Below are 21,494 nucleotides of genomic sequence, written 5' to 3' on the forward strand. Positions count from 1 at the left end.
AACACCATCGGGTGCTGTAATAGCAGGCTGATTACGAATCACTGGTGTTGCCAGTCTGTTTCCTGCTGTATCGAATAGGATAGGAGTACCACCTAAAGAGGTGAATGTCTCAGCCACAGGTGGCGTTACTCCAAATGCTGGTGTTTGTTGATAATATGCAGCCCCTACACCCTGACCGTTAGCAGATTGATTGTGTCCAAAGGAAGCTGAACTATTGGTGGCAAATTGATATGTGGTATTAAATCCAACATTAACATATTTGATGATGGATGGGTCTGGTCCGCCTACGGAGTTACGTTTGCCGATTGCTAGGTATGCCGTGCCAGAACCACTGGCTTGTAAAAACTCAAATGGGTCGGCATTCAAGTTATTACTTGTACTAGAGCTAATGAGATTGCTTGTAAAGCTAGGAGCTGCGAACAAAAACATATCCAAGTCGCTTTGGGAACCTGCACCGCCAGTGCTGGCAGAGGCAAAGGGCTGATCCCATTGCAGAACAGGTGTAAATTGACCGTTGTTGAGAGTAACTGCCTGGAAAGTATTTACTGTCCCACTGGGATCGAAATCATGAAAGGTATAGGATCGTCCGCCAGCAGTGATAACAGTACTGGGTCTGAACACGCTTTCATAGGATTGACGGGCTTGATTACCTGCTGAAGAAAAATAGGCAACGCCAGTTGATGCCACTTGATCTACTGCTTGGGTGACAATACCATCTTGGAAAAATGGTTCGTTGAAATAGAATACATCATCAACAATCACACTTGCCCCTGCGCCACCATTAGCTACTGGTTTGGCCAGATTCAAAATGCCATTGGCAAAACCAGCTTGTCCACCAACGAAGGCAGTATTAAAAGCAAGTGTCGCTCCTGGGGCTACGTCAGCGACAATCTGCAACATTGCCCGACCTTCGTCACTACCACCTGAACCTAAATCTTGCAGTACAATTACTCCTGATGGCAAATCCCCAGAAGTAACATCAGCAGCAGCACCACCTAAGTTATTGTAACTATCCGAGAGAACACCAATGGTGATACCTGCTCCATTCACACCATATAGTGAGCGAGCAATGTCTGAACGTTGAGCGGTGTCGCCCTGACTGGTAACGGAACCAACATTTGTTACAAATCCATCAGACGGACTGCTGACTAAATCGACATTTGTGCTTGGCTTGTAAACGGGACGAACTAAACGCAAGCTTGATAATGCAGCTACTTTATCCAGTTCTGATATGGGAATCAACCCTGAAACTACACGACCAAAAGCAGAAGTCTGTTGTAGTCCTAGTGCTTGTAAGTCAGACAATAATTGAGCAGGGTCACTATCTGCTGTCGCTTCAATGGCAATATTATCACCGATTATCTGTAGTGATGAATCATTAGCAACAAGACCACCAGTTGAGCTATTTACCGGGGAAGATGACGGATCAATTCCTGTGAATAGGGTAGCCAGATCCGAGCTAAGTTTTGCTAGTAGTCCATCTGTCAGAGCAAATAAGTTATACAAGTTTTGCTGTGCTAGTGGAATTACTGATAAGGTGTTTTCGTCATTGGTCAAATCGGGCAATGGGTTGATGTTGCTATCCATATAATTGATTAATTGGGTAAATGGTTGTCGAAAAAGTCAAATTGCAATCAACTAGTGTTAAGACGTTAGGAGGGAAGAAATCCTGAATAGTCAGCTTTGTTAGCCTTTTTTAACACTATTAATCATGTTTTATTTATGTATGCTGCTACTTCTAATTCATCATAATCACAAACATATTTATGAGTAAATACAGAAAGTTCAGGCATTAATACATATATGTATATAAAATTAATATCAATAACAAATTTCAACACAAGGTTAAAATTTAGGGCGTTGCATAATTGCGGGATGATTTGAGAATCTGCATCAATATATAATCACCGCGTCTCCCTGTCTCCGCGTCAGCCTCAATCATCCCCTTATTCAGCAACGCCAAATTTAGCTATGAATAATAGGGTGCAGGAATTTCTTCACCTACACCCCGTTTCCGGTTAACAGACTACACAACCAAACTCAAATCGTTAGAGAGTCCAGCAGTTTGAAACAAAGAATCACTACCAAATAGGCTAGACGGCGTTAATACAGAGGAAAAATCATCATTAATGATAGTTCCAGTTTTAGCAGTCGTCGTCCCAATGCTATAACCAGTTCCGGCAACTATTCTGATAGCCACGGTTTCATTACTTTCAATGACAGAGTCTGCGGTGGGGTCAATAATCAGATTGGCTGTATTTGCACCAGCAGCAAAAATAATGCTACCAGTTGTTGAGGCAAAACTTGTTGCACCAGTTTGGGTATAGTCGGTGTTGAAGATGGCTGTACCCCCAACTGCATAGTTCGTGGTTAGGGAATTGGTAGTGTCTCCTGTGCGGGTGAAGGTATAAACCAGATTGGTGGTTCCATCTTCAGTGACACTAATAGGATCTAAGGCTAAGGTGACTGATGTCGGCAAAAAATCATTATCAGCGATAGTGGCAGTAGCAGTGCCGGAACCACTAATACTGTAGCCAGTAGGAGCAGTAATAGTAGCAATGATGGTTTCATTAGGATCAACAACTGCATCATCAATGGTTGGTAAGGTGATGGTAGTTGTGGCTGCACCTGCGGCAAAGGTAGCTGTTCCGGCACCAGAGTCGGTATAGTCGGAACCAAATGTGGCTGTGCCACCAAGACTATAACTGACATTTAAAGCTGCTGTCAGATCGCCTGTACGAGTGATAGTAAATAGGCTGCTAACTGTCCCTGTTTCTGTACCATCTGTGGTTTTAGCGATGGACACCGTAGATGGTACAGCCAAATCATCGTTGATAATAGTTCCAAAAATAGCAGTCGTGTTGCTAATGTCATAACCAGTTCCTCTGATTAGTCTGACAGCAACTGTTTCATTACTTTCAATGGTGGTGTCTGCGGTGGGGTCAATAATCAGATTGGCTGTATTTGCACCAGCAGCAAAAGTAATTCGCCCGATGTTTGATGTGCCAATTGATCGGACAATTTGTCCACCAGTTTGGCTATAGTCGGTGTTGAGAGTGGCTGTACCACCAAGCACATAGTTCGCGGTTAGGGCATTGGTAGTGTCTCCTGTGCGGGTGAAGGTATAAACCAGGTTAGTTGTTCCATCTTCAGTGACACTCATGGGAGTTAACGCTAGGCTGATAACTGTCGCCAAAGAATTATTATCAGCAATGGTAGCAGTAGCAGTGCCGGAACCACTAATACTGTAGCCAGTGGGAGCAGTAATAGTAGCAATGATGGTTTCATTAGGATCAACAACTGCATCATCAATGGTTGCTAAGGTGATGGTAGTTGTCGCTGCACCTGCGGCAAAGGTAGCTATGCCAGCACCAGAGTCGGTATAGTCGGAACCAACAGTGGCTGTACCACCAAGACTATAACTGACATTTAAAGCTGCTGCGGTGTTTGTGCGTACTAGTGTAAAGACGCTGCCAACTGTACCTGATTCAGCCCCATCTGTAGTTTTGACGATCGCTATATTAGAAAGTGAAGCGATCGCCGCATCTACTTGAATTAATCCACTCCCGGTGAGAAAGTCATATCCAGGAGTATTCATGTCTAAGGCTGTATTCTTCAAGGCGTTGTAAATCTGGGTATTAGTTACGCCTGGAATTGCTTGACGGATTAAAGCTGCTGCTGCCGCCGCTGAGGGTGCTGCTGCTGATGTACCACTGAAATTGGGCTTACCATTGCCATCTCTATCATTTCCAAAGAATGTAGTATCAACACCATCGGGTGCTGTAATAGCAGGCTGATTACGAATCACTGGTGTTGCCAGTCTGTTTCCTGCTGTATCGAATAGGATAGGAGTACCACCTAAAGAGGTGAATGTCTCAGCCACAGGTGGCGTTACTCCAAATGCTGGTGTTTGTTGATAATATGCAGCCCCTACACCCTGACCATTAGCAGATATACTGTGTCCGTAGGAAGTTGAACTATTGGTGGCAAATTGATATGTGGTATTAAATCCAAAATCAACATATTTGATGATGGATGGGTCTGGTCCGCCTACTGTGTTACGTTTGCCGATTGCTAGGTATGCCGTGCCAGTTCCAGTGATATCGGAAAACTCAAATGCATCGCCATTCAAGTTATTATTTGTACTAGAGCTAATGATACCGCTGGCAAGGTCAGGAGAACTGAACAAAAACAGATCCAAGTCACTTTGGGAACCTGCACCGCTGGTGCTGGCAGAGGCAAAGGGCTGATCCCATTGCAGAACAGGTGTAAATTCACCGTTGTTGAGAGTAACTGCCTGGAAAATATTTACTGTCCCACTGGGATCAAAATCTTGAAAGGTGTAGGCTTGTCCGCCAACAGTGGCAACAGTACTGGGTCTGAACACGCTTTCATAGGATTGACGCGCTCCATTACCTGCCGCAGAAAAATAGGCAACGCCAGTTGATGCCACTTGATCTACTGCTTGGGTAACAATACCATCTTGGAAAAATGGCTCGGCGAAATAACCTATATCATCAACAATCACACTTGCCCCTGCCCCACCGTTAGCTACTGGTTTGGCCAGATTCAAAATTCCATTGGCAAAGCCCGTTTGTCCGCCAATGAAGGCAGTATTGAAAGCGAGTGTCGCTCCTGGGGCTATGTCATAAACAATCTGTAACATTGCCCGACCTTCGTCACTACCACCGATAGGTAAATCTTTCAGTACAATTACTCCTGAGGGCAAATCCCCAGAAGCAACATCATCAGCAGCATTACGTAAGCTATTGTAACTATCCGAGAGAACGCCAATGGTGATACCTGCTCCATTGACACCATATAGTGAACGAGCAATGTCTGAACGTTGAGCTGTGTCGCCTTGATTGGTAACGGAACCAACATTTGTTACAAATCCATCAGCAGAACTACTGGACAAATCAACATTTGTGATGGGCTTGTAAACGGGACGAACTAAACGCAAGCTGGATAATGCTGCTATATTACCCAGTTTTGATATGGGAATCACTCCCGAAATTACACGACCAAAAGCAGATGGATGTTGTAGTCCTAGTGCTTGTAAGTCAGACAATAATTTGGCTGGGTCACTATCCGCTGTGGCTTCAATGGCAACATTACCATCGATTATCTGTAGTGATGAATCATTAGCAACAAGACCACCAGTTGAGCTATTTACCTGGGAAGATGACGGATCAATTCCTGTAAAGAGGGTAGCCAGATCCGAGCTAAGTTTTGCTAGTGGTCCATCTGTCAGAGCAAATAAGTTATACAAGTTTTGCTGTGCTAGTGGAATTACTGATGAGGTGTTTTCGACGTTGCTGAGTTCGTCATTGGTCAAATCGGGCAATGGGTTGATGTTGCTATCCATATAATTGATTAATTGGGTAAATGGTTGTCTGAAATTTTTAGTTGTTACTCAGAGGATGTCTGAGAAGTCAAATTGCAATCAACTAATGTTGGTTTGATCAGTATTACCAACAGTCACTAATGTCACAATTTTCGTTAACTTATTTTTGTGACATTCTACTGAATATAAATATGACGTAATACTGTACCGATGTCAACTCCAGATTCTGGATACAGATTTTTAATTTGGGTACATTTGACTAGAAGAAGTGACGGAAACAGCGCAAATCAGTAACTGGGTTGGGTGATCTCAGTCTGTAATTCCTACTTATCGTGTTTTATCTATGTATATGTAGGTAGATGATTCCTCGTCATCACAAACACATTTACGAGTCAAGATAGAAAGTTCAGGGACTAATACATATATATGTATAAAATTAATATCAATAATAGATTTCAACACAGGGTTAAAATTTAGCTATGAATAGTGAAGAAGCATTAAGCTTGGTATGTAAACTATTTACTACCAAATACGAGATGCCCTTGACTCCTCTTGAACAAGAGATTATTCGTCAAAGCTGGGAAGGTAGAGAATATAAAGATATGCAAATTGCTGGCTATTCTTCTGCTTATGTTAAGACTAATATTGCACCGGAGTTGTGGAAAAAAATTTCTAAAGTTTTAGGAGTGACAGTAGGAAAAAAGAATTTGCGGGTGGTGTTCCATAATTTACCATGGGAGAAGTTTTCAACTAAGTTAGAAACACGGAAGGAATTTGTTCACAATTGGCAAAATATGTCCGATTTAGAAATATTTGGACGTGATCAAGAATTGGCAACTTTGCAAAAGTGGATTTTACAAGATGAATGTCGCTTGGTGGCAATTTCTGGAATGGCAGGAATTGGTAAAACCACATTAACTGGAAATCTTTTACAACGTTTAGCCAGTAATCAAGAGGTTAGATTTGCAAATATTATTTGGCTTTCACTGGAAAATGAACCGACATTAGAAAGTCTTTTGACAGAACTTATCGATTTGCTTGCACCTCAACAGTGTTTAGTTCCATCTATTGGAAATCTGATCTATCACTTGCGTTTACATCGCTACTTAATTATTTTTGATGCTGTAGAAAACATTTTTGCTAAAGCTAGTTTAGCTGGTAAGTATCGCCAGGGTTATGAATCCTATGGTAATTTGTTTAAACAAGTAAGTAAATCTCAACATCAAAGTTGTTTGTTATTAACAAGTATTGAGATTCCTAGAGAAATTAGTGTTTTAGTAGGCAATAATAGTCCTGTCCGCTTATTAAAACTTCAAGGTTTAGCGATTCAGCCCGCTAAGGAAATATTTCGCAATAGAGGATTAACAGAAGAAGGAAATTGGGAAAATATGATCAACTTATATCGCGGTAATCCTTTAGCATTAAAAATGTTAGCAATAATGATTTGGGAATTATTTAATGGTAAAGTGGGAAATTTTTTAGCAGAAAATACCATATTTATTGGACAAATTTTAGATTTATTAGATAAGCAATTCGTGCGATTATCTAATCTAGAACTCCAACTAATATACTGGTTAGCCAATATAAAAGAACCAGTTAATTTCACTTACTTGTGTTTACATTTTGAGCCAAATATATCTAAGTCCGAAATCATAACAGTTTTGGAGTCTTTAGTCATGCGATCGCTGATCGAAAAAAATCTTGAAAATGACGAATTTCTGTTTAGTCTTCAACCAGTAATTCAAAAGTATGTTCGGAATTATTATACTAAGTGATATCACAGTCGGAAAGTCAATAAATCAGATATAAACAGGAGAATAGAAAATTTTTAACTTTTTCTTTGCTTACTGCTATTTTCAGCTAAAAACCCATAACCCACGCCTGATTTGCCCAAAACATAGCATAATATTAAGTTTAAATATTCCTCGCCATCTAGCTTTCTTGACTATAAGGGAGAAATCCGCACCTTAAACAAGGCAAGCATCACGCTAGGATGTATTACAGTTAACGGCATAGTTTCAGGCGATCAGTTGCTATGGACATTTCCCAGATCAACGCTGTTCAATCCCCTTATTACGGCGATAGTTCCTATCGGACACCTCCACCAGATTTACCTTCTCTACTTTTGAAGGAGCGAATTGTCTATCTAGGAATGCCACTGGTTCCCTCTGTAACGGAATTAATCGTTGCCGAATTGCTTTATTTACAATCCGACGACCCCGAAAAACCCATTAAAATCTACATCAACTCTACAGGAACTTCTGGTTACAGTGGCGAACCTATCGGTTTTGAAACCGAAGCCTTCGCTATCTATGACACTATGAAATACATTAAGCCACCTATCCACACCATCTGTATTGGTTCAGCGATGGGTATGGCTGCAATGCTTCTTAGTGCTGGTACACCAGGTTGCCGTGCTAGTTTACCCAATTCCAGCATCATCTTACATCAGCCCAAGAGCTACGCTCAAGGACAAGCAACCGATATTCAAATTCGGGCTAAGGAAGTTTTGGTCAACAAAGCGGCAATGGTTGATATTCTATCTGTCACCACTAAACAGACAGCAGAAAAAATTAGCAAAGACATGGATCGTCTTCTCTACATGACACCCTACCAAGCCCAGGAATATGGTTTGATTGACCGAGTTTTTGAAAAAGAAGAACTCGCTAATCCCCCACTTCCTGCAAGTGTGCTTTAAAGAAGGTGACAGGTGACAGGTGACAGAAAGTAAGCGGCAAAAGTTTATTTTTCCTTTCTTCCGCTATTACCAATTACCAATTACCCATTACCCATTACCCATTACCCAATTACAAACGGAGTACCGAAAATGCCTATAGGCGTTCCTAAAGTTCCTTACCGGATGCCCGGAGGACAGTATACAGATTGGATTAGCATTTATGACCGTCTCTATCGGGAAAGAATTATTTTTCTGGGACGGGATGTTGATGATGAAATTGCTAACCAAATTATTGCCGTCATGCTTTATTTGGATTCAGATGATCCAGGTAAGGATATTTATTTATACATCAATTCTCCTGGTGGCATGGTTACATCTGGATTGGCAATTTATGACACCATGCAACACATTAAATCTGATGTTGTCACTATTTGTGTTGGGTTAGCAGCTTCAATGGGTTCGTTCTTGTTAGCCGCTGGAACTAAGGGCAAACGCATGGCTTTACCTCACTCCCGGATTATGATTCACCAACCTTCCGGTGGTACTCGCGGCCAAGCTTCTGATATCGAAATTGAAGCCAGGGAGATTCTACGGATTCGCCACCAACTCAATCAGATTTATGCTAATAATACTAGTCAAGCTTTAGCCAAAATTGAAAAAGACATGGATCGTGACTTTTTTATGTCTGCTCAAGAAGCTAAAGAATATGGCTTAATTGATCGTGTGATTGAAGAAAGGATGTAAATAGGGCAAAATTAATTCAAAATTTGAAGTTGAAAATTCAAAAGTAGGAATTCTTCATTTTGAATTTTTAATTTTGAATTTTGAATTGGAGTAAAGCGAAATGGATCTGGGAGATTGTTACCGTTTATTGGGGTTAAGGTCAGGAGCCTCTTTTGCTGATATTAAGTCATCTTATCGCCGACTGGTGCAGCAATATCATCCCGATATGAACCCAAATGATGAAAAAGCTAAAGATAAATTTATTGCTTTGACGGAGGCTTATAGATTCCTACAAACGGTAGTACCATCTGAGGAAATAGCCCTAAAACCGAATATTCCATCAAATTCTGTAAGTAGTTACACGGAGGTTAAAGCCCAAAGTCCAGCAACGGCAACTTCTGTAATGCCTCACCCACCAACATTAGAAGATATAGAACAACGGTTAAAGTGGAAAACTTATGAACAGTTGCAGCGGTTTTTGCAAGAAAAACGTTTTCCTCAAGCGATCGCTCTTGTGGAAGCTTTAGCTGCTAGATTACCAGAAGATATCGAAGTGCGCCAATGGCAAGCGATCGCTTATCAAATCTGGGGAAGGGCGCTAATTGCGGCAAAACAACTGCCCAAAGCCCGAATTTATCTCAAAAAAGCTGTGAAAACAGATCCCCACAACAAAGCTCTTTTGAATGAAGTCCAGCTGGATTTCCAGCGCTTGGGGCATAAGTTTTAACAGTTAACAGTTATCAGTTTTATGGCTGGCTACAAGTCCACCATTTACCTGATAGTTGCTAACTGTTTATTAAGTTATTTTTCTGCATGAATATAATCAACAAAATAAAATTGAGGAATGAGCCTGAATTTTAGCCAAGAATAAGCTCCCAGTCCCAAAAGTGCTGTAATTACTAGTGGTAGACCTAAATGCATACGTAAAGAATCAGGCAGAATCGCCACACCAGAAATAGTAATCACAAAATATACTAAGAGTAATATTTGCAATCCATGTATATTTTTCACGGCATTGCGACAACTACGACAATGTTGAGTATGTTGTTTGTAACGATCCAAAATTACAGCCCGATCATCATTGATTTTTGAGCTTTCTACAACACTAACTCCTGCCTGACTCCAAGGTAGCTGACCTTGACAATATTTATCAAACCAGTTACGAAACTCAATTACTAAACGGTCTGCACTTGTAGGTAACTTATAGGCAGTTTTCCAATTTTCACTGAATTGTTTTTGTTTCAAGAAATACTCTTGCTGATGTAGCAAAATCATATCTCCATCTAGAACCTGATTCCGAGTTTTGATGTGATTCCACCAACGGGGTATGAAACGATGCAGTGTTTTTGCAAAGTTGCGGGGAAACTGGGCGACAATTCTGCATTTACCTGGAGATACAGGAATACAGTAGGTGACAAGTCCCAGTTGCTTGTCTGAGTTGGGAATACTAATTGCGTATTCCAAGCGACAAGGTGGTTCAAAGGTGATTGTGGTTTGAAAGCTTCCAGCAGTAGCTACTTCAATCAAATTTGCTGTCGATTTAACAATGTTTATGGGTATGGGTGTTGCTGTTTCTCGATTACCCTGCACCCCATGATGTGCAAAAGAAACATGGCTTGGATCTGCTAAATTTTCTACCAGGGTTGCCCAATCGTATTCTAAATCCCGAACATAAGAAGACCACACAAAACCTTTAGTTGCATCTACCTGTGGAGATAACGGTAGCGGTGTAGTTGCAGCTAGTTCTGCTGATTTAGCATCAGGCCAGACCCAGAGTAAATCATTTTCCTGGCGTACTGGTAGGGAAACTACACAGAAATTTTCCTGATTTTTCCCGACAAGTTCAGGATTTTCAGCTTGGGGAATGTGTGTACAGATACCTTGCTGATCAAATTGCCAACCGTGATAACTACACATTAAGTTACCTGTTTTATCATCCACACGTCCTTCACTCAAGGGAGCAAGACGGTGAGGACATTGATCTAAGAATACTCGGTAATTCTCAGATGACTTAGGCTTCCAAATCACTAAGCGGATTCCCAGAAGAGTTACGGGAACTGGACGCTGTGGATCAAGGTCTTCAACTGGTGAGAGGGGATACCAGTGCTGAAAAAAGTTGAAATCAGCTTGCATTTAACTTCTTCTCATCATCAAATAAATTAGGGTGTAGAAAAATTGTATGTCGAAATCTGCAATTACTGTAACCGTTAAATTGTTCGCTGCCTATCAAGAGGCTTATGGCATGAGTGAACTAGTGCTGGAATTGCCTCATGGTACACCAGTCAAGGCGGTATGCGATCGCTTGATCACCGAACACCCAGAACTAACCAAATGGCGTGAAATTACTCGTTTTGGAATTAATCTCCTATTTGTTGAACCAGATACTTTGTTAACAAATGGTGATGAAGTCGTACTAATTCCACCTGTTAGCGGTGGTTGAGGGAGCAGGGGAGGCAGGGGAGGCAGGGGGGGAATTATCTATAACCTCTTCCCAATCACCAATCACCAATCACCAATCACCAATCACCAATGCCCAATGCCCCTTATAAAACAATATCCGACAAAAATAGTCGGGTATGTTTGACGTGTATTTTAGGGCGTGCTAGAGTAATCCAAAGTTGACGGATATACGGGGGACGCTAGTTTATGACTCAGGCGATTGCAAACCTAAACAAAGCAAATACATCTATACTGCAAGCCTTGAAGTGCAAGGAATGTGGTGCAGAATATAAACTCGAAGCTAGTCATGTTTGTGAATTATGTTTTGGTCCGCTAGAAGTTAAGTATGACTACGATGCCTTGCGTCAGTCCGTCAGCCGAGAAAAAATCCAAGCAGGGCCAAATTCAATTTGGCGTTACCGTCAATTTTTACCTGTTGCAACTGATAATGTTATCGATGTAGGCACGGGGATGACTCCTTTGGTGCGATCGCACCGTTTAGCCCGTCGCCTCGGTTTAAATAAACTTTATATTAAAAATGATGCCGTCAATATGCCCACCCTGAGCTTTAAAGATCGGGTGGTGTCAGTTGCATTGAGCAGAGCTAGAGAATTGGGTTTTACCACAGTTTCTTGCGCTAGTACAGGTAACTTAGCAAATTCTACCGCTGCGATCGCCGCCCATGCCGGTTTAGATTGCTGCGTATTCATCCCCGCTGACCTAGAAGCCGGCAAAATCCTGGGTAGCTTAATCTACAGTCCCACCCTCATGGCTGTAAAAGGCAACTACGATCAAGTCAATCGTCTTTGTTCAGAAGTAGCCAATACACACGGTTGGGGTTTTGTCAATATTAATTTACGCCCTTACTACTCCGAAGGTTCCAAGACATTAGGCTTTGAAGTAGCAGAACAACTTGGTTGGGAACTACCAGATCATATAGTTGCTCCCCTAGCCTCTGGTTCCTTGTTCACCAAAATCTATAAAGGTTTCAACGAATTCGTAGAAGTCGGTTTGGTAGAAGGCAAAAACGTTCGTTTCAGCGGCGCTCAAGCTGAAGGCTGTTCACCCATTGCCAAAGCCTTTAAAGAAGGACGTGACTTTATTCAACCAGTGAAACCAAACACAATAGCTAAATCAATCGCTATTGGTAATCCAGCAGATGGCGTTTATGCTGTAGAAATAGCCCAGAAAACTGGCGGTAATATTGAATCAGTCAATGATGCAGAAATTATCGAAGGCATGAAGTTACTGGCAGAGACAGAAGGTATCTTCACCGAAACAGCAGGTGGTACAACCGTTGCCGTCCTGAAAAAATTAGTAGAAGCCGGCAAAATTGATCCAGATGAAACTACAGTTGTTTATATCACTGGCAATGGCTTGAAAACCCAAGAAGCAATCCAAGGCTACGTTGGTGAACCTTTGACAATTGATGCCAAACTGGATAGTTTTGAACGGGCGTTAGAAAGATCCCGCACACTTGATCGCCTAGAATGGCAACAAGTCCTAGTTTAGTAACCAGTTAATGGTCATTATTCATGAGCAAATGACCATTAAGAATTGACCACTAATAACCGATCACTGAGAATTGATAGATAACTAAAGATGGCTGTAAAAGTTTTAGTTCCCACAGCACTGCAAAAATTTACGAATAACCAAGCTACCTTAGATTGCAGTGGTAGCAATATTTCTGAGTTATTTGATTCCTTAGAACAAAGCTGTCCTGGTATCAAGTCGCGTTTGTGTGACGAAGCCGGAAAACCAAGACGATTCTTGAATTTGTACGTCAACAGCGAAGATATCCGCTTTTTAGAAGGGACAGAAACCGCTCTAAAAGATGGCGATGAAGTCAGTATTGTTCCAGCCGTTGCAGGTGGTTGAGATATCTGCAACCTAAGCCTCCCCTGCCCTGAAAGCGAAGGAGTATTTTTTTATTTGGAAGTCCCTTGGGAAAGCACTAACAGACGGTGAGATGTAAATAGTTATAGCCATGCTTTGGTATGTCAAAATAAAAATAACTGACTATCCAAAGGTGAGCAACTCGCTCTCAAAGCTAGATTAAAGGATTAACCTGAGCAATGGCAGAAGAAACCAATCAAAATCAGGCGGGAGATGCTCCCAGTGTTGCTGCAACCGCCCCAGAAAAATCCCCAGCAGCCGCCAAAACTCCTAAAAAGGAAAAACCTCCAGCAGTCGAAGACAAGCCCTTTGAAGAGTTTATCCAGCAAGAATACTTACCAGCTTTGCAAAAAGCAATTGTTGCGGAGGGAGTACCAGATGTAGAGCTAACTTTTGCCAAGCAGAAATATCCTATTACTGGGTTTAACTTTGCAGAAGAATGCTGGCAAATTATTGGTAGTTGGCAAAATGGACAGCGCCAATTTAACGTTTATTTCCCTGATGCCGATATTCAAGGCAAAAAAGGCTTTTCCTGTAATGAAGGTAAAAAACCTAGTACCCTTGAGTCATTCTTAATCGATGAGCGCAAAATTACCCTTGACTTACTAGTATCTCGGTTGGTTTATCGCTTAAACGGTCAAAAATGGTTAGGTAGAAATTAATTATTGGTCATTAGTCATTAGTTCTAGACAAATGCCTATTGACTTTAAATTACGTGAAAATGATAGATATCGGCTCCAGTAATGGGGTCGTTGTCTATTTTAAGCTGTCGCGCATTTAAATTGTTGTTTGAGACAAGGGAACAGGGAACAGATAAGAGTTTGATAGCTTATTTTCTCACTTCACTAAATCCAATTTAGCTGCGTATTAGCTTAAGACTTACGCAGTGACAGCAAACATCAAATATGAGGTATGGGTTTCAGTATCTTTCGGGTGCGTCAGATATAGCAAATCTGTTAATTCTGCCAAATTATCGAGTCTGACGCACCCTACTAAATATGCTGTCCCAAAAGAAATTAAGAGAAATTTTACAACTTCTGTCCTGCATAAATTGATCGTACTTCTCCATTACGACGGATAATTGCCTCACCTTTACTCACATCTACTAGCGTCCAGCCACTAGAACCAATACTCTCTCCCAGATTAATCCGGCGAGTTACACCATTAACTTTAAACAAAGCAGCGGATTTATTACCCAATTCTAGCAATCCCTCTAACTCTGCCGAATAGCCAGGTAAAGATGCCTGTGCCTGGATAATAGTTGGGGCTTTTTCTGGAACCGCTGTTGGTGTAGTGGCTTTAGCAGTAGGCAGTTTTGGTGGTGCTATTTGCAGTGGCTGAGGATTTACTGCTGGTTTCGTAGCCGTCGCTGGGGTTTTCACAGATGTAGTTGAAACTTTTTCTGGTATCGGCTTGGCTACTGGTTGTACAGGATTAGGTGCAGAACCCTGTGTGGGAATTGGCGGAACCTGTGGCAATGGGCGCATAGGTTGGGGTGCTTGATAAACGGGGATATAAATCCGTTCAATCACGTTTGTTGTCCGACTCGGAACTGGAGGGACATTGTTAGCAGCCAAAGGTGGTGGTAGAGTCCCCACCGGTTGGGTACTGGGCAAAGCCAAAGAGTTTGTCTGGTTCAGATTTACATCTGGAAATCCAGGTTTAGCAGGTGTCTGATTATTGGTTACTCCTTGCTGGTCTATTACTGCCAGGGCTTCCAGCATATAATTAACCAACTCTGCTTGCGGGTCTGGTTTTAGTACCACTGGTGATGCTAGTTGGTCTGTTGGCAGCGTCTGGGAAGTCAATTGGGCAATAGGATTAGTTATTAATCTCGAATTTGTTAAGTAGACTGTACCGACAATTGCCAAGCCTAAGGACGCTCCCAAAATTAGCAGGTTGTTTAAACCACGACTTTTTTGCTCAGTTCTGCGACTAATTGCCGTCACAGTGGGAGCATTAACTACCAATGCACTCCTTTGCTGGTTTTTGCTTGGGGATATTGCCTTGACTGCTTGTTGTATTCTCTGTGGTAAAACTACTTCTGGCATCTTCACTGTGACCGTTTGCACAGATGCGTATTCTGTCCTTACGGTTTTGGCAGGTCGCTTCCTTCGACCGTCCAGAATGTCATCGATATCGGTGAAGATATCATCCATCAAGCCTTCAGCGTAAGTCTCTATCGACCAAGGCTCATTGGTGATTAAGTCCTCTGATGCTTCCGAAATAATAAGATGGGTGCTGGCTTCTGGTATCATAGACTTCTTCGGTTGTAGCTGCTAGGACGGGGAAACGACACTTTGATTGCCGGGAAATCGAATTTTTTAATCAAACAGCTAATAACTTATCCCAGAGGAAAAAGTTGATTGAGCCGTGGTATTAAATTCTACTGTGATTTGGAAATGATTGATAGATCACTTCCAAAATTCATGTCATCGATCATACCGATCCCCTATCCTACACTATACTCAACCTTGGTGATATTTGGTGGAAACTAGTACCGAAAAATCTGACGGAGTTTTGGTTTTACGTATTTCTAAATAAATGAGTAAGGCGTTGATATCAGCTGGATTAACTCCGCCAATTCGCGCAGCTTGACCCATAGTTAGGGGTTTTACCTTGTTGAGCTTTTCTCTGGCTTCTTTAGAAAGAGTATCAATTGTGGTGTAGTCTAAATCAGCAGGTAAGGGGCGGTTTGCTTGACGTGCAGTTTGCTCGATTTGGTGTTGTTGTCTGACTAGATATCCAGAATATTTAATGTCAATTTCTGCACCTTCTTTTTCCCCTTGGTTGAGGGTGGTGTTACCTAGTCCATACCTTTCCAAATCAACATAATGTATGCCTGGACGACGCAATAAGTCAGCGAGGGTAATTGAGCCTTTAATGACTTGTTGGGTATCCTGTGCGATCGCTCTCCCCACTTCCTCAAGTTCTTTAATTCTGGTAGAATGCAGGCGTTCTTTCTCCGCAATAATCTGTTCTTGTTTGCTGGTAAACAAATCCCAACGTCTATCATCAATTAAACCAATTTCTCGTCCCAAAGGTGTCAAACGTTGGTCAGCATTATCAGAACGCAGTAACAAGCGGTACTCAGACCTACTCGTCAGCATTCGGTAAGGTTCCCGTAAATCCTTCGTACACAAATCATCAACCAAAGTCCCAATATAACTTTGCTCACGGGGGAAAATAATCATTTCCTCACCCCGCACAAATCGCGCTGCATTAATTCCCGCTACTAAACCCTGTGCAGCGGCTTCTTCATAACCGGTTGTTCCATTAATTTGTCCCGCGCAAAATAACCCTTCTACCTTCTTTGTCATCAACGTCGGATAACACTGAGTTGCAGGTATATAATCATATTCCACCGCATAGGCAGGGCGCAGCATTACGCAGTTTTCCAAACCCGGAAGACTCCGCAACATCAGCAATTGCAGATTTTCCGGTAAACCCGTAGAAAAGCCTTGGATGTATAATTCCGGAATATCCCGTCCTTCTGGTTCTATAAAAATTTGGTGGCTTTCTTTATCAGCAAAGCGGACAATCTTATCTTCAATACTCGGACAATAACGCGGTCCCTTAGCTTCCACCCAACCACCATAAACAGGTGATAGGTGCAAATTTTCCCGAATCAAACGATGAGTTTCCGCAGTAGTTCGGGTCATGTAACAAGCCATTTGTTCCCGTTCTACCCACGCTTGGGGGTCAAAGCTAAACCAGCGGACTTCTTTATCCCCCGGCTGGATTTCCATTTTACTATAATCTGCCGAGCGTCTATCTACCCGTGCTGGTGTTCCTGTTTTTAATCTTCCCGTTTCAAATCCTAAGCGATTAAGAGTTGCTGTCAATCCTTCAGCCGCAAATTCTCCCGCACGTCCTGCTGGCATTGACTTGTTACCCACCCAAATTTTACCACCCAAGAATGTGCCGGTGGTGAGAATTAAGGCTTGACATTGAAACGTCATGCCAAAGTAAGTTTGTACACCAATAATTTCATCGTTAGCACCCAGCACCAAGTCGGTAGCCATTCCTTCCCGAATTGTCAAATTGTCTTGATTTTCGACAATGGTCTTCATGACTGTCGCATATTCGCGCTTATCGGTTTGCGCCCGTAACGCCCAAACAGCCGGACCTCGTGAAGAGTTGAGGACACGTTTTTGTAGATAGGTGCGGTCTGCGACTTTGCCAATTTCTCCACCCAAAGCATCTACTTCATGGGTTAATTGAGATTTGGCTGGGCCACCTACTGCTGGGTTACAAGGTTGCCAAGCGATTCTATCTAGATTAAGGGTCAACAGCAGAGTCCGACAACCGAGGCGGGCAGTAGCTAAAGCTGCTTCGCAACCTGAGTGACCTGCACCGACGACAATCACATCAAATGCGTCTTGGAATTCTGGGGAATCGTGCATGGTCATAAGCAGTTAAGAATTAAGAATTAAAGATTTAAAAATAAAAGCTAGTTACAGTCAGTATTTTAGCGTATATTTTGGTTAATTGTCTGAATCAGGATATCCAGGATTTAAGGATTTACAGGATTAAAGGATTTACAGGATGTTTATTTGCTCACCGGTAAAGGCAGAGGGCAGGAGGCAGGAGGCAGAAGGAATGTCTCCTCTGCCCACGACTGAAAGGAGTAAGGGTATGAAGCCCCTCCCAAATCGAAAATTTGGGAGCTTCCGATTGGGAGGGGTCACAATCCCTTTCCAATTGGTTCCTTCTGCCCTCTGCCCTCTGCCTCCTGCCTTCTTGAAATCTTGCACCTGGAAATAGAGATGTCAAAACCAGAACTACGTGTGAGAGGAATTAATCGCTCAATTTCCAGTAAAATAAGAGACACAACTATTTTGGGAAAAAGTGATTCAAGAGCAGTTTGTGCAGCCTTACCTGTTAGCAGGTGGTAATGGGAACTGAGTCTGCAAATAACTCCAGTGAGCTATAAGATAAGCAGTTAAAGAAAGAATTAGCCAGCGATACATCCCCAGGATTGTACTTTGACCAAAACGGTGTAAACCGAATACGAATTAAATCCCGTGTTGACCAAGGGTTGATATTTAAAAATCGGCTGTCCGGCACTTGAAGACTTTGTTTGAGAATGTATGGCTTACCGTTATTTGTAATGCCACCAAAAGACTTGACCGAGTAGTATTGAGACTGTAACTCATCACAAAGTAATTTGCTGTAAATCGCAAAAATTCAGATTTGTGAGGCAAGGATACCCGTGCAAAAACTGACTTCATCCTACGAATACCAAGTTGGTGGTCGTCTCAGAATTGATGCACCCAGCTATGTAGTCAGACAAGCAGACGAAGAACTCTACAATGCTCTAAAGGCAGGTGAGTTTTGTTATGTTCTCAACTGTCGTCAGATGGGCAAGTCTAGCTTACGGGTGCAGGTGGCTAAACGTCTACAAGAAGATGGTATCGCTTGCACAACAGTTGACCTGTCAGGTATTGGCAATAGCAATATTACAGCTGACCAGTGGTATGCAGATATTATCATGCGGTTGGTGAGGAGTTTTCGGCTTTCCACTCAAATTAATGTTCGTAATTGGTTAAAAGAAAGACAAGATTTTTCTCCAGTCGGTCGATTAGGTGAATTATTACAATGTGTTTTACCTGAATTAATAGAACAGTCGATGGTGATTTTTTTCGATGAAATCGACAGTACCATTAGTTTACCATTTAATACAGATGACTTTTTTACTTTAATTCGTGCTTGCCACGAACATAAACGTTTAACTTTTGCCCTGTTAGGAGTAGCCACACCTTCAGATTTAATTACAGATAAAACTCGTACACCTTTTAATATTGGACGTGCAATTGAGTTAAATGGATTCAAAATTGCAGAAGTTAAACCATTAGAAATAGGTTTGGCAAATCAAGTAGAAAATCCGCAAATAGCACTAAAAGAAATACTTAATTGGACGGGAGGACAACCATTTTTAACTCAAAAAATGTGTCAATTAATAGTACAGAATTGGGATGCAGTAATAGGACAAAAGGGTAATATTTCTGCTATAGAATCGCCCTATTTAAAGAAACTCATGCAGGAAATATTGACACCAAATGAAGCTATAGCTGATCAAGTTTCTGCCATAGTGCGATCGCATATTATAGACAACTGGGCTTCTTTAGATGAACCACCCCATTTAAGAACCATCCGCGACAGATTACTTTGTCATGAACAACGCGCCAGCAGATTATTAGGATTGTATCTACAAATATTACAAAACGGTAGTGTTCCTGCTGATGATTCACCCGAAAAAATAGAATTACTACTATCAGGCTTAGTTGTAAAAAAAAACAAGGTAACTTACAAGTTTATAATCGCATTTATCAAGAAGTTTTCAATTTAGAATGGGTGGAAAAACAATTAAAAAAGTTACGTCCCTACGCCGATTTAATTAACGCCTGGGTGGCATCAAATTATCAAGATGAAACCTATCTTTTGCGAGGACAAGCCCTCAAAGATACTCAAAACTGGGCAAAAGGCAAGAGTTTAAGTAACATAGATCCCACATTCCGCAGATGTGACCCAGATAATTGATATTTTTGAAAAATCCCAGCCAGAAAAATTTTATTTACCTAATTTTTCTGGTTGATTTTAACTTTATCTGCCAAAAAATAGAGAATATTACCAAAATGAATTTCACGAGGTTTTAAAATAGATTCTCTCTCTCAATCAAAGCAGTCATTTTTGGTAAAATCAACATGACAATTATAGCCAAGAATATTTCTATCCCCGCTAAAAATTTATATTTAACAATTTTACCCTTGAACTATCTGTATCTTTTCGTTCAAATAAACTTTCATCAAATAATTAGATAATATTTACTGCAACTCTTTCCTAAATACCTGACAATCTTTTCACGTTCCTCTGTTAAATTACTCATTTGTTTTTGTCCATTTATGATTACTAAGTGTACAGCCTGAAACATCTGAAATACCCACCTCATCGTCGGTTTATTTGTGATTTTCTTAACTTGATTTCTAATCCCAGCCTCAAATTTAGCTAGTTCTTGCCTTAACTTTCTTTGTGCAAGATTATAGACTAACAAACATAATCCCATTATCATGGCAATTGCTTCCACTCTTTCAGGTGTTTTCACACATACGCTTGATGTAAAAAACAACGGGTCTTTCAAAAATCTAAATCCTCTTTCGTTAGATTGTTGGGCTTTATATTCCTCTAATACCTGCTCATCACTCAATTCATTTTTATCTAAGATATTCGTTGCTAATATAAATCTCCCGGCTTTAATTTTTTCAGTTTTTATTGCTGATTCTGAAGTTTCTATCTTACCTGTAACTTGATATCTTATTTGATTGGGTTCGGCTAATTTATTTGGTCTACCTGCTGTTTTATATTCTGCCTTTTCTATGTATTCAATTTCTTTGATTTGGTGATATTTCCAGGATTTAGATAGCTTTTTTATTGCTATTTTAGCGTCTGGTTGACAAGCAAACTATTTCTTGTTTTATTTGATCTATTTCTTCTGTCTCTTGTCTGTACTCTCCTTCTCGTCTATTATTCCTGCTACTATTCCTAAATGGTCTATATTTAGGATTTGCATGGCAACTTGAGACTCTTTCATGGTTTTTCCTTTATCTATTTGACGCTTATTATTTTACAAAAAAATAGCCTGAAATGATTACCAGATAATCTTTTCAGGCTTTGCAATTTTACAATTCATAATTATTTAATCTGCTTCAATATCTGCGGAATGTGGGTTTTATTAACGGTGTTAGTCATTTTTTCAGGAATGAGTTATGGTTAGAAATTTATTTTTTTCTCTGTAGTGGATCTGGGTATTACGTTTTTTAAGGTTAAGTTACTTATATGTACCACCCGACTGCACGAAGATTGCACCACCATGTCCTTGACCATTCCGAAAGCCAGTACCACCAACAGCAGAATTGAAGAGAAATGAACTGTTGATGACGTTGAAGGTTGCGCGGTTAGAGACAAAAACTGCACCTCCTAAACCTGCACCACCGCCGTTACCTGGACTGTTGACGATGGTATCAGTTCCAGGTAAGGCTTCTGCCGCTGCTACAGCCTCTCGTAAACTTAACAGCCCGTCTGTAGAACTAACAACATCATTTAATGTAGTAATGGTAAAAATTGCCATTTTGATTATCCTTTAATTAATAAATTTATTCACTTTTTTGCTTTCGCTACGCTTGATTATCTAAGGCAACAATTTAATCTGTCGATACAGAAAAGTTAAGGATTCAATAGTCAGGGTTTGTTTTTATAGCAGGTGACAGGTGACAGTTCTAAAAAACTTTGCGCCTCGTTGCCATACTCTGTATGGGAATTTTTAGAAGGCTCTGCCTTATATTCAAACAGAGGTAGAACCTCTGAAATGACATTCCCAGTCGGAGACTAGGAACGAGATAAGAAGATAAAGTT

General features: G+C 41.1%; 14 protein-coding genes and 2 pseudogenes. 9 read left to right on the forward strand and 7 right to left on the reverse strand.

Going from position 1 to position 21,494, the window contains the following annotated elements; translation table 11 throughout:
• Positions 1-1,587: hypothetical protein (locus ANA7108_RS27535; RefSeq protein ID WP_016951955.1), on the reverse strand; the 1,587-nt coding region annotated here is incomplete at its 3' end.
• Positions 1,588-2,026: 439 nt separating this feature from the next.
• Positions 2,027-5,368 (reverse strand): Calx-beta domain-containing protein, encoded by a 3,342-nt coding sequence (locus tag ANA7108_RS28240; protein WP_016951956.1) that lies wholly within the window; start codon positions 5,366-5,368, stop codon positions 2,027-2,029.
• Positions 5,369-5,826: 458 nt separating this feature from the next.
• On the opposite strand from ANA7108_RS28240, the gene ANA7108_RS0116750 reads away from it, so the two are divergent.
• From ANA7108_RS0116750 to ANA7108_RS0116765, 4 genes are all read left to right on the forward strand, one after another.
• Positions 5,827-7,122, forward strand: a complete 1,296-nt coding sequence (locus ANA7108_RS0116750; RefSeq protein WP_016951957.1) for an NB-ARC domain-containing protein — start codon at positions 5,827-5,829, stop codon at positions 7,120-7,122.
• Between the two features lie 260 nt (positions 7,123-7,382).
• Positions 7,383-8,045 (forward strand): ATP-dependent Clp protease proteolytic subunit, encoded by a 663-nt coding sequence (locus ANA7108_RS0116755; RefSeq protein WP_016951958.1) that lies wholly within the window; start codon positions 7,383-7,385, stop codon positions 8,043-8,045.
• Between the two features lie 129 nt (positions 8,046-8,174).
• A complete protein-coding gene (locus tag ANA7108_RS0116760; protein WP_016951959.1) occupies positions 8,175-8,768 on the forward strand; it encodes an ATP-dependent Clp protease proteolytic subunit in 594 nt (197 codons plus the stop codon).
• Positions 8,769-8,868: 100 nt separating this feature from the next.
• On the forward strand, positions 8,869-9,474 hold the full coding sequence (locus tag ANA7108_RS0116765) for a J domain-containing protein (RefSeq protein ID WP_016951960.1): 606 nt from the start codon (positions 8,869-8,871) through the stop codon (positions 9,472-9,474).
• Positions 9,475-9,548: 74 nt separating this feature from the next.
• On the opposite strand, the gene ANA7108_RS0116770 is transcribed toward ANA7108_RS0116765, so the two are convergent.
• Positions 9,549-10,880 (reverse strand): Rieske 2Fe-2S domain-containing protein, encoded by a 1,332-nt coding sequence (locus tag ANA7108_RS0116770; protein ID WP_016951961.1) that lies wholly within the window; start codon positions 10,878-10,880, stop codon positions 9,549-9,551.
• Positions 10,881-10,926: 46 nt separating this feature from the next.
• Between ANA7108_RS0116770 and ANA7108_RS0116775 the strand changes: the two genes are divergently transcribed.
• The 4 genes from ANA7108_RS0116775 (at position 10,927) to ANA7108_RS0116790 (ending at position 13,744) form a co-directional block, all read left to right on the forward strand.
• Positions 10,927-11,187: a MoaD/ThiS family protein gene (locus ANA7108_RS0116775; protein ID WP_016951962.1), complete on the forward strand. Its 261-nt coding sequence runs from the start codon at positions 10,927-10,929 to the stop codon at positions 11,185-11,187.
• Positions 11,188-11,393: 206 nt separating this feature from the next.
• Entirely contained in the window at positions 11,394-12,698 is a 1,305-nt protein-coding gene (thrC, locus tag ANA7108_RS0116780; protein ID WP_016951963.1) for a threonine synthase, read from the forward strand.
• A gap of 90 nt (positions 12,699-12,788) precedes the next feature.
• Positions 12,789-13,064, forward strand: coding sequence for a MoaD/ThiS family protein (locus ANA7108_RS0116785; protein WP_016951964.1), 276 nt, complete (start codon positions 12,789-12,791; stop codon positions 13,062-13,064).
• A gap of 197 nt (positions 13,065-13,261) precedes the next feature.
• On the forward strand, positions 13,262-13,744 hold the full coding sequence (locus tag ANA7108_RS0116790) for a DUF2996 domain-containing protein (protein ID WP_016951965.1): 483 nt from the start codon (positions 13,262-13,264) through the stop codon (positions 13,742-13,744).
• A gap of 366 nt (positions 13,745-14,110) precedes the next feature.
• Here the strand turns inward: ANA7108_RS0116790 and ANA7108_RS0116795 are convergent, their stop codons facing one another.
• Both ANA7108_RS0116795 and mnmG read right to left on the reverse strand, forming a co-directional pair.
• Positions 14,111-15,340 (reverse strand): hypothetical protein, encoded by a 1,230-nt coding sequence (locus ANA7108_RS0116795; protein WP_016951966.1) that lies wholly within the window; start codon positions 15,338-15,340, stop codon positions 14,111-14,113.
• Between the two features lie 210 nt (positions 15,341-15,550).
• Entirely contained in the window at positions 15,551-17,494 is a 1,944-nt protein-coding gene (gene mnmG, locus ANA7108_RS0116800; RefSeq protein WP_026104246.1) for a tRNA uridine-5-carboxymethylaminomethyl(34) synthesis enzyme MnmG, read from the reverse strand.
• Between the two features lie 803 nt (positions 17,495-18,297).
• On the opposite strand from mnmG, the pseudogene ANA7108_RS27550 reads away from it, so the two are divergent.
• Positions 18,298-19,601, forward strand: a pseudogene (locus tag ANA7108_RS27550) (AAA-like domain-containing protein); the annotation flags it as partial.
• A gap of 289 nt (positions 19,602-19,890) precedes the next feature.
• Here ANA7108_RS27550 and ANA7108_RS27555 read toward each other — a convergent pair.
• Together ANA7108_RS27555 and ANA7108_RS0116825 are read right to left on the reverse strand one after the other, a co-directional pair.
• Positions 19,891-20,532: pseudogene (locus tag ANA7108_RS27555) on the reverse strand (IS1634 family transposase); the annotation flags it as partial.
• A gap of 378 nt (positions 20,533-20,910) precedes the next feature.
• Positions 20,911-21,210, reverse strand: a complete 300-nt coding sequence (locus tag ANA7108_RS0116825) for a hypothetical protein (RefSeq protein ID WP_016951971.1) — start codon at positions 21,208-21,210, stop codon at positions 20,911-20,913.
• Positions 21,211-21,494: the final 284 nt, after the last annotated feature.

This window comes from Anabaena sp. PCC 7108, from assembly GCF_000332135.1.
In the GTDB taxonomy this organism is placed as follows: Bacteria; Cyanobacteriota; Cyanobacteriia; order Cyanobacteriales; family Nostocaceae; genus Anabaena.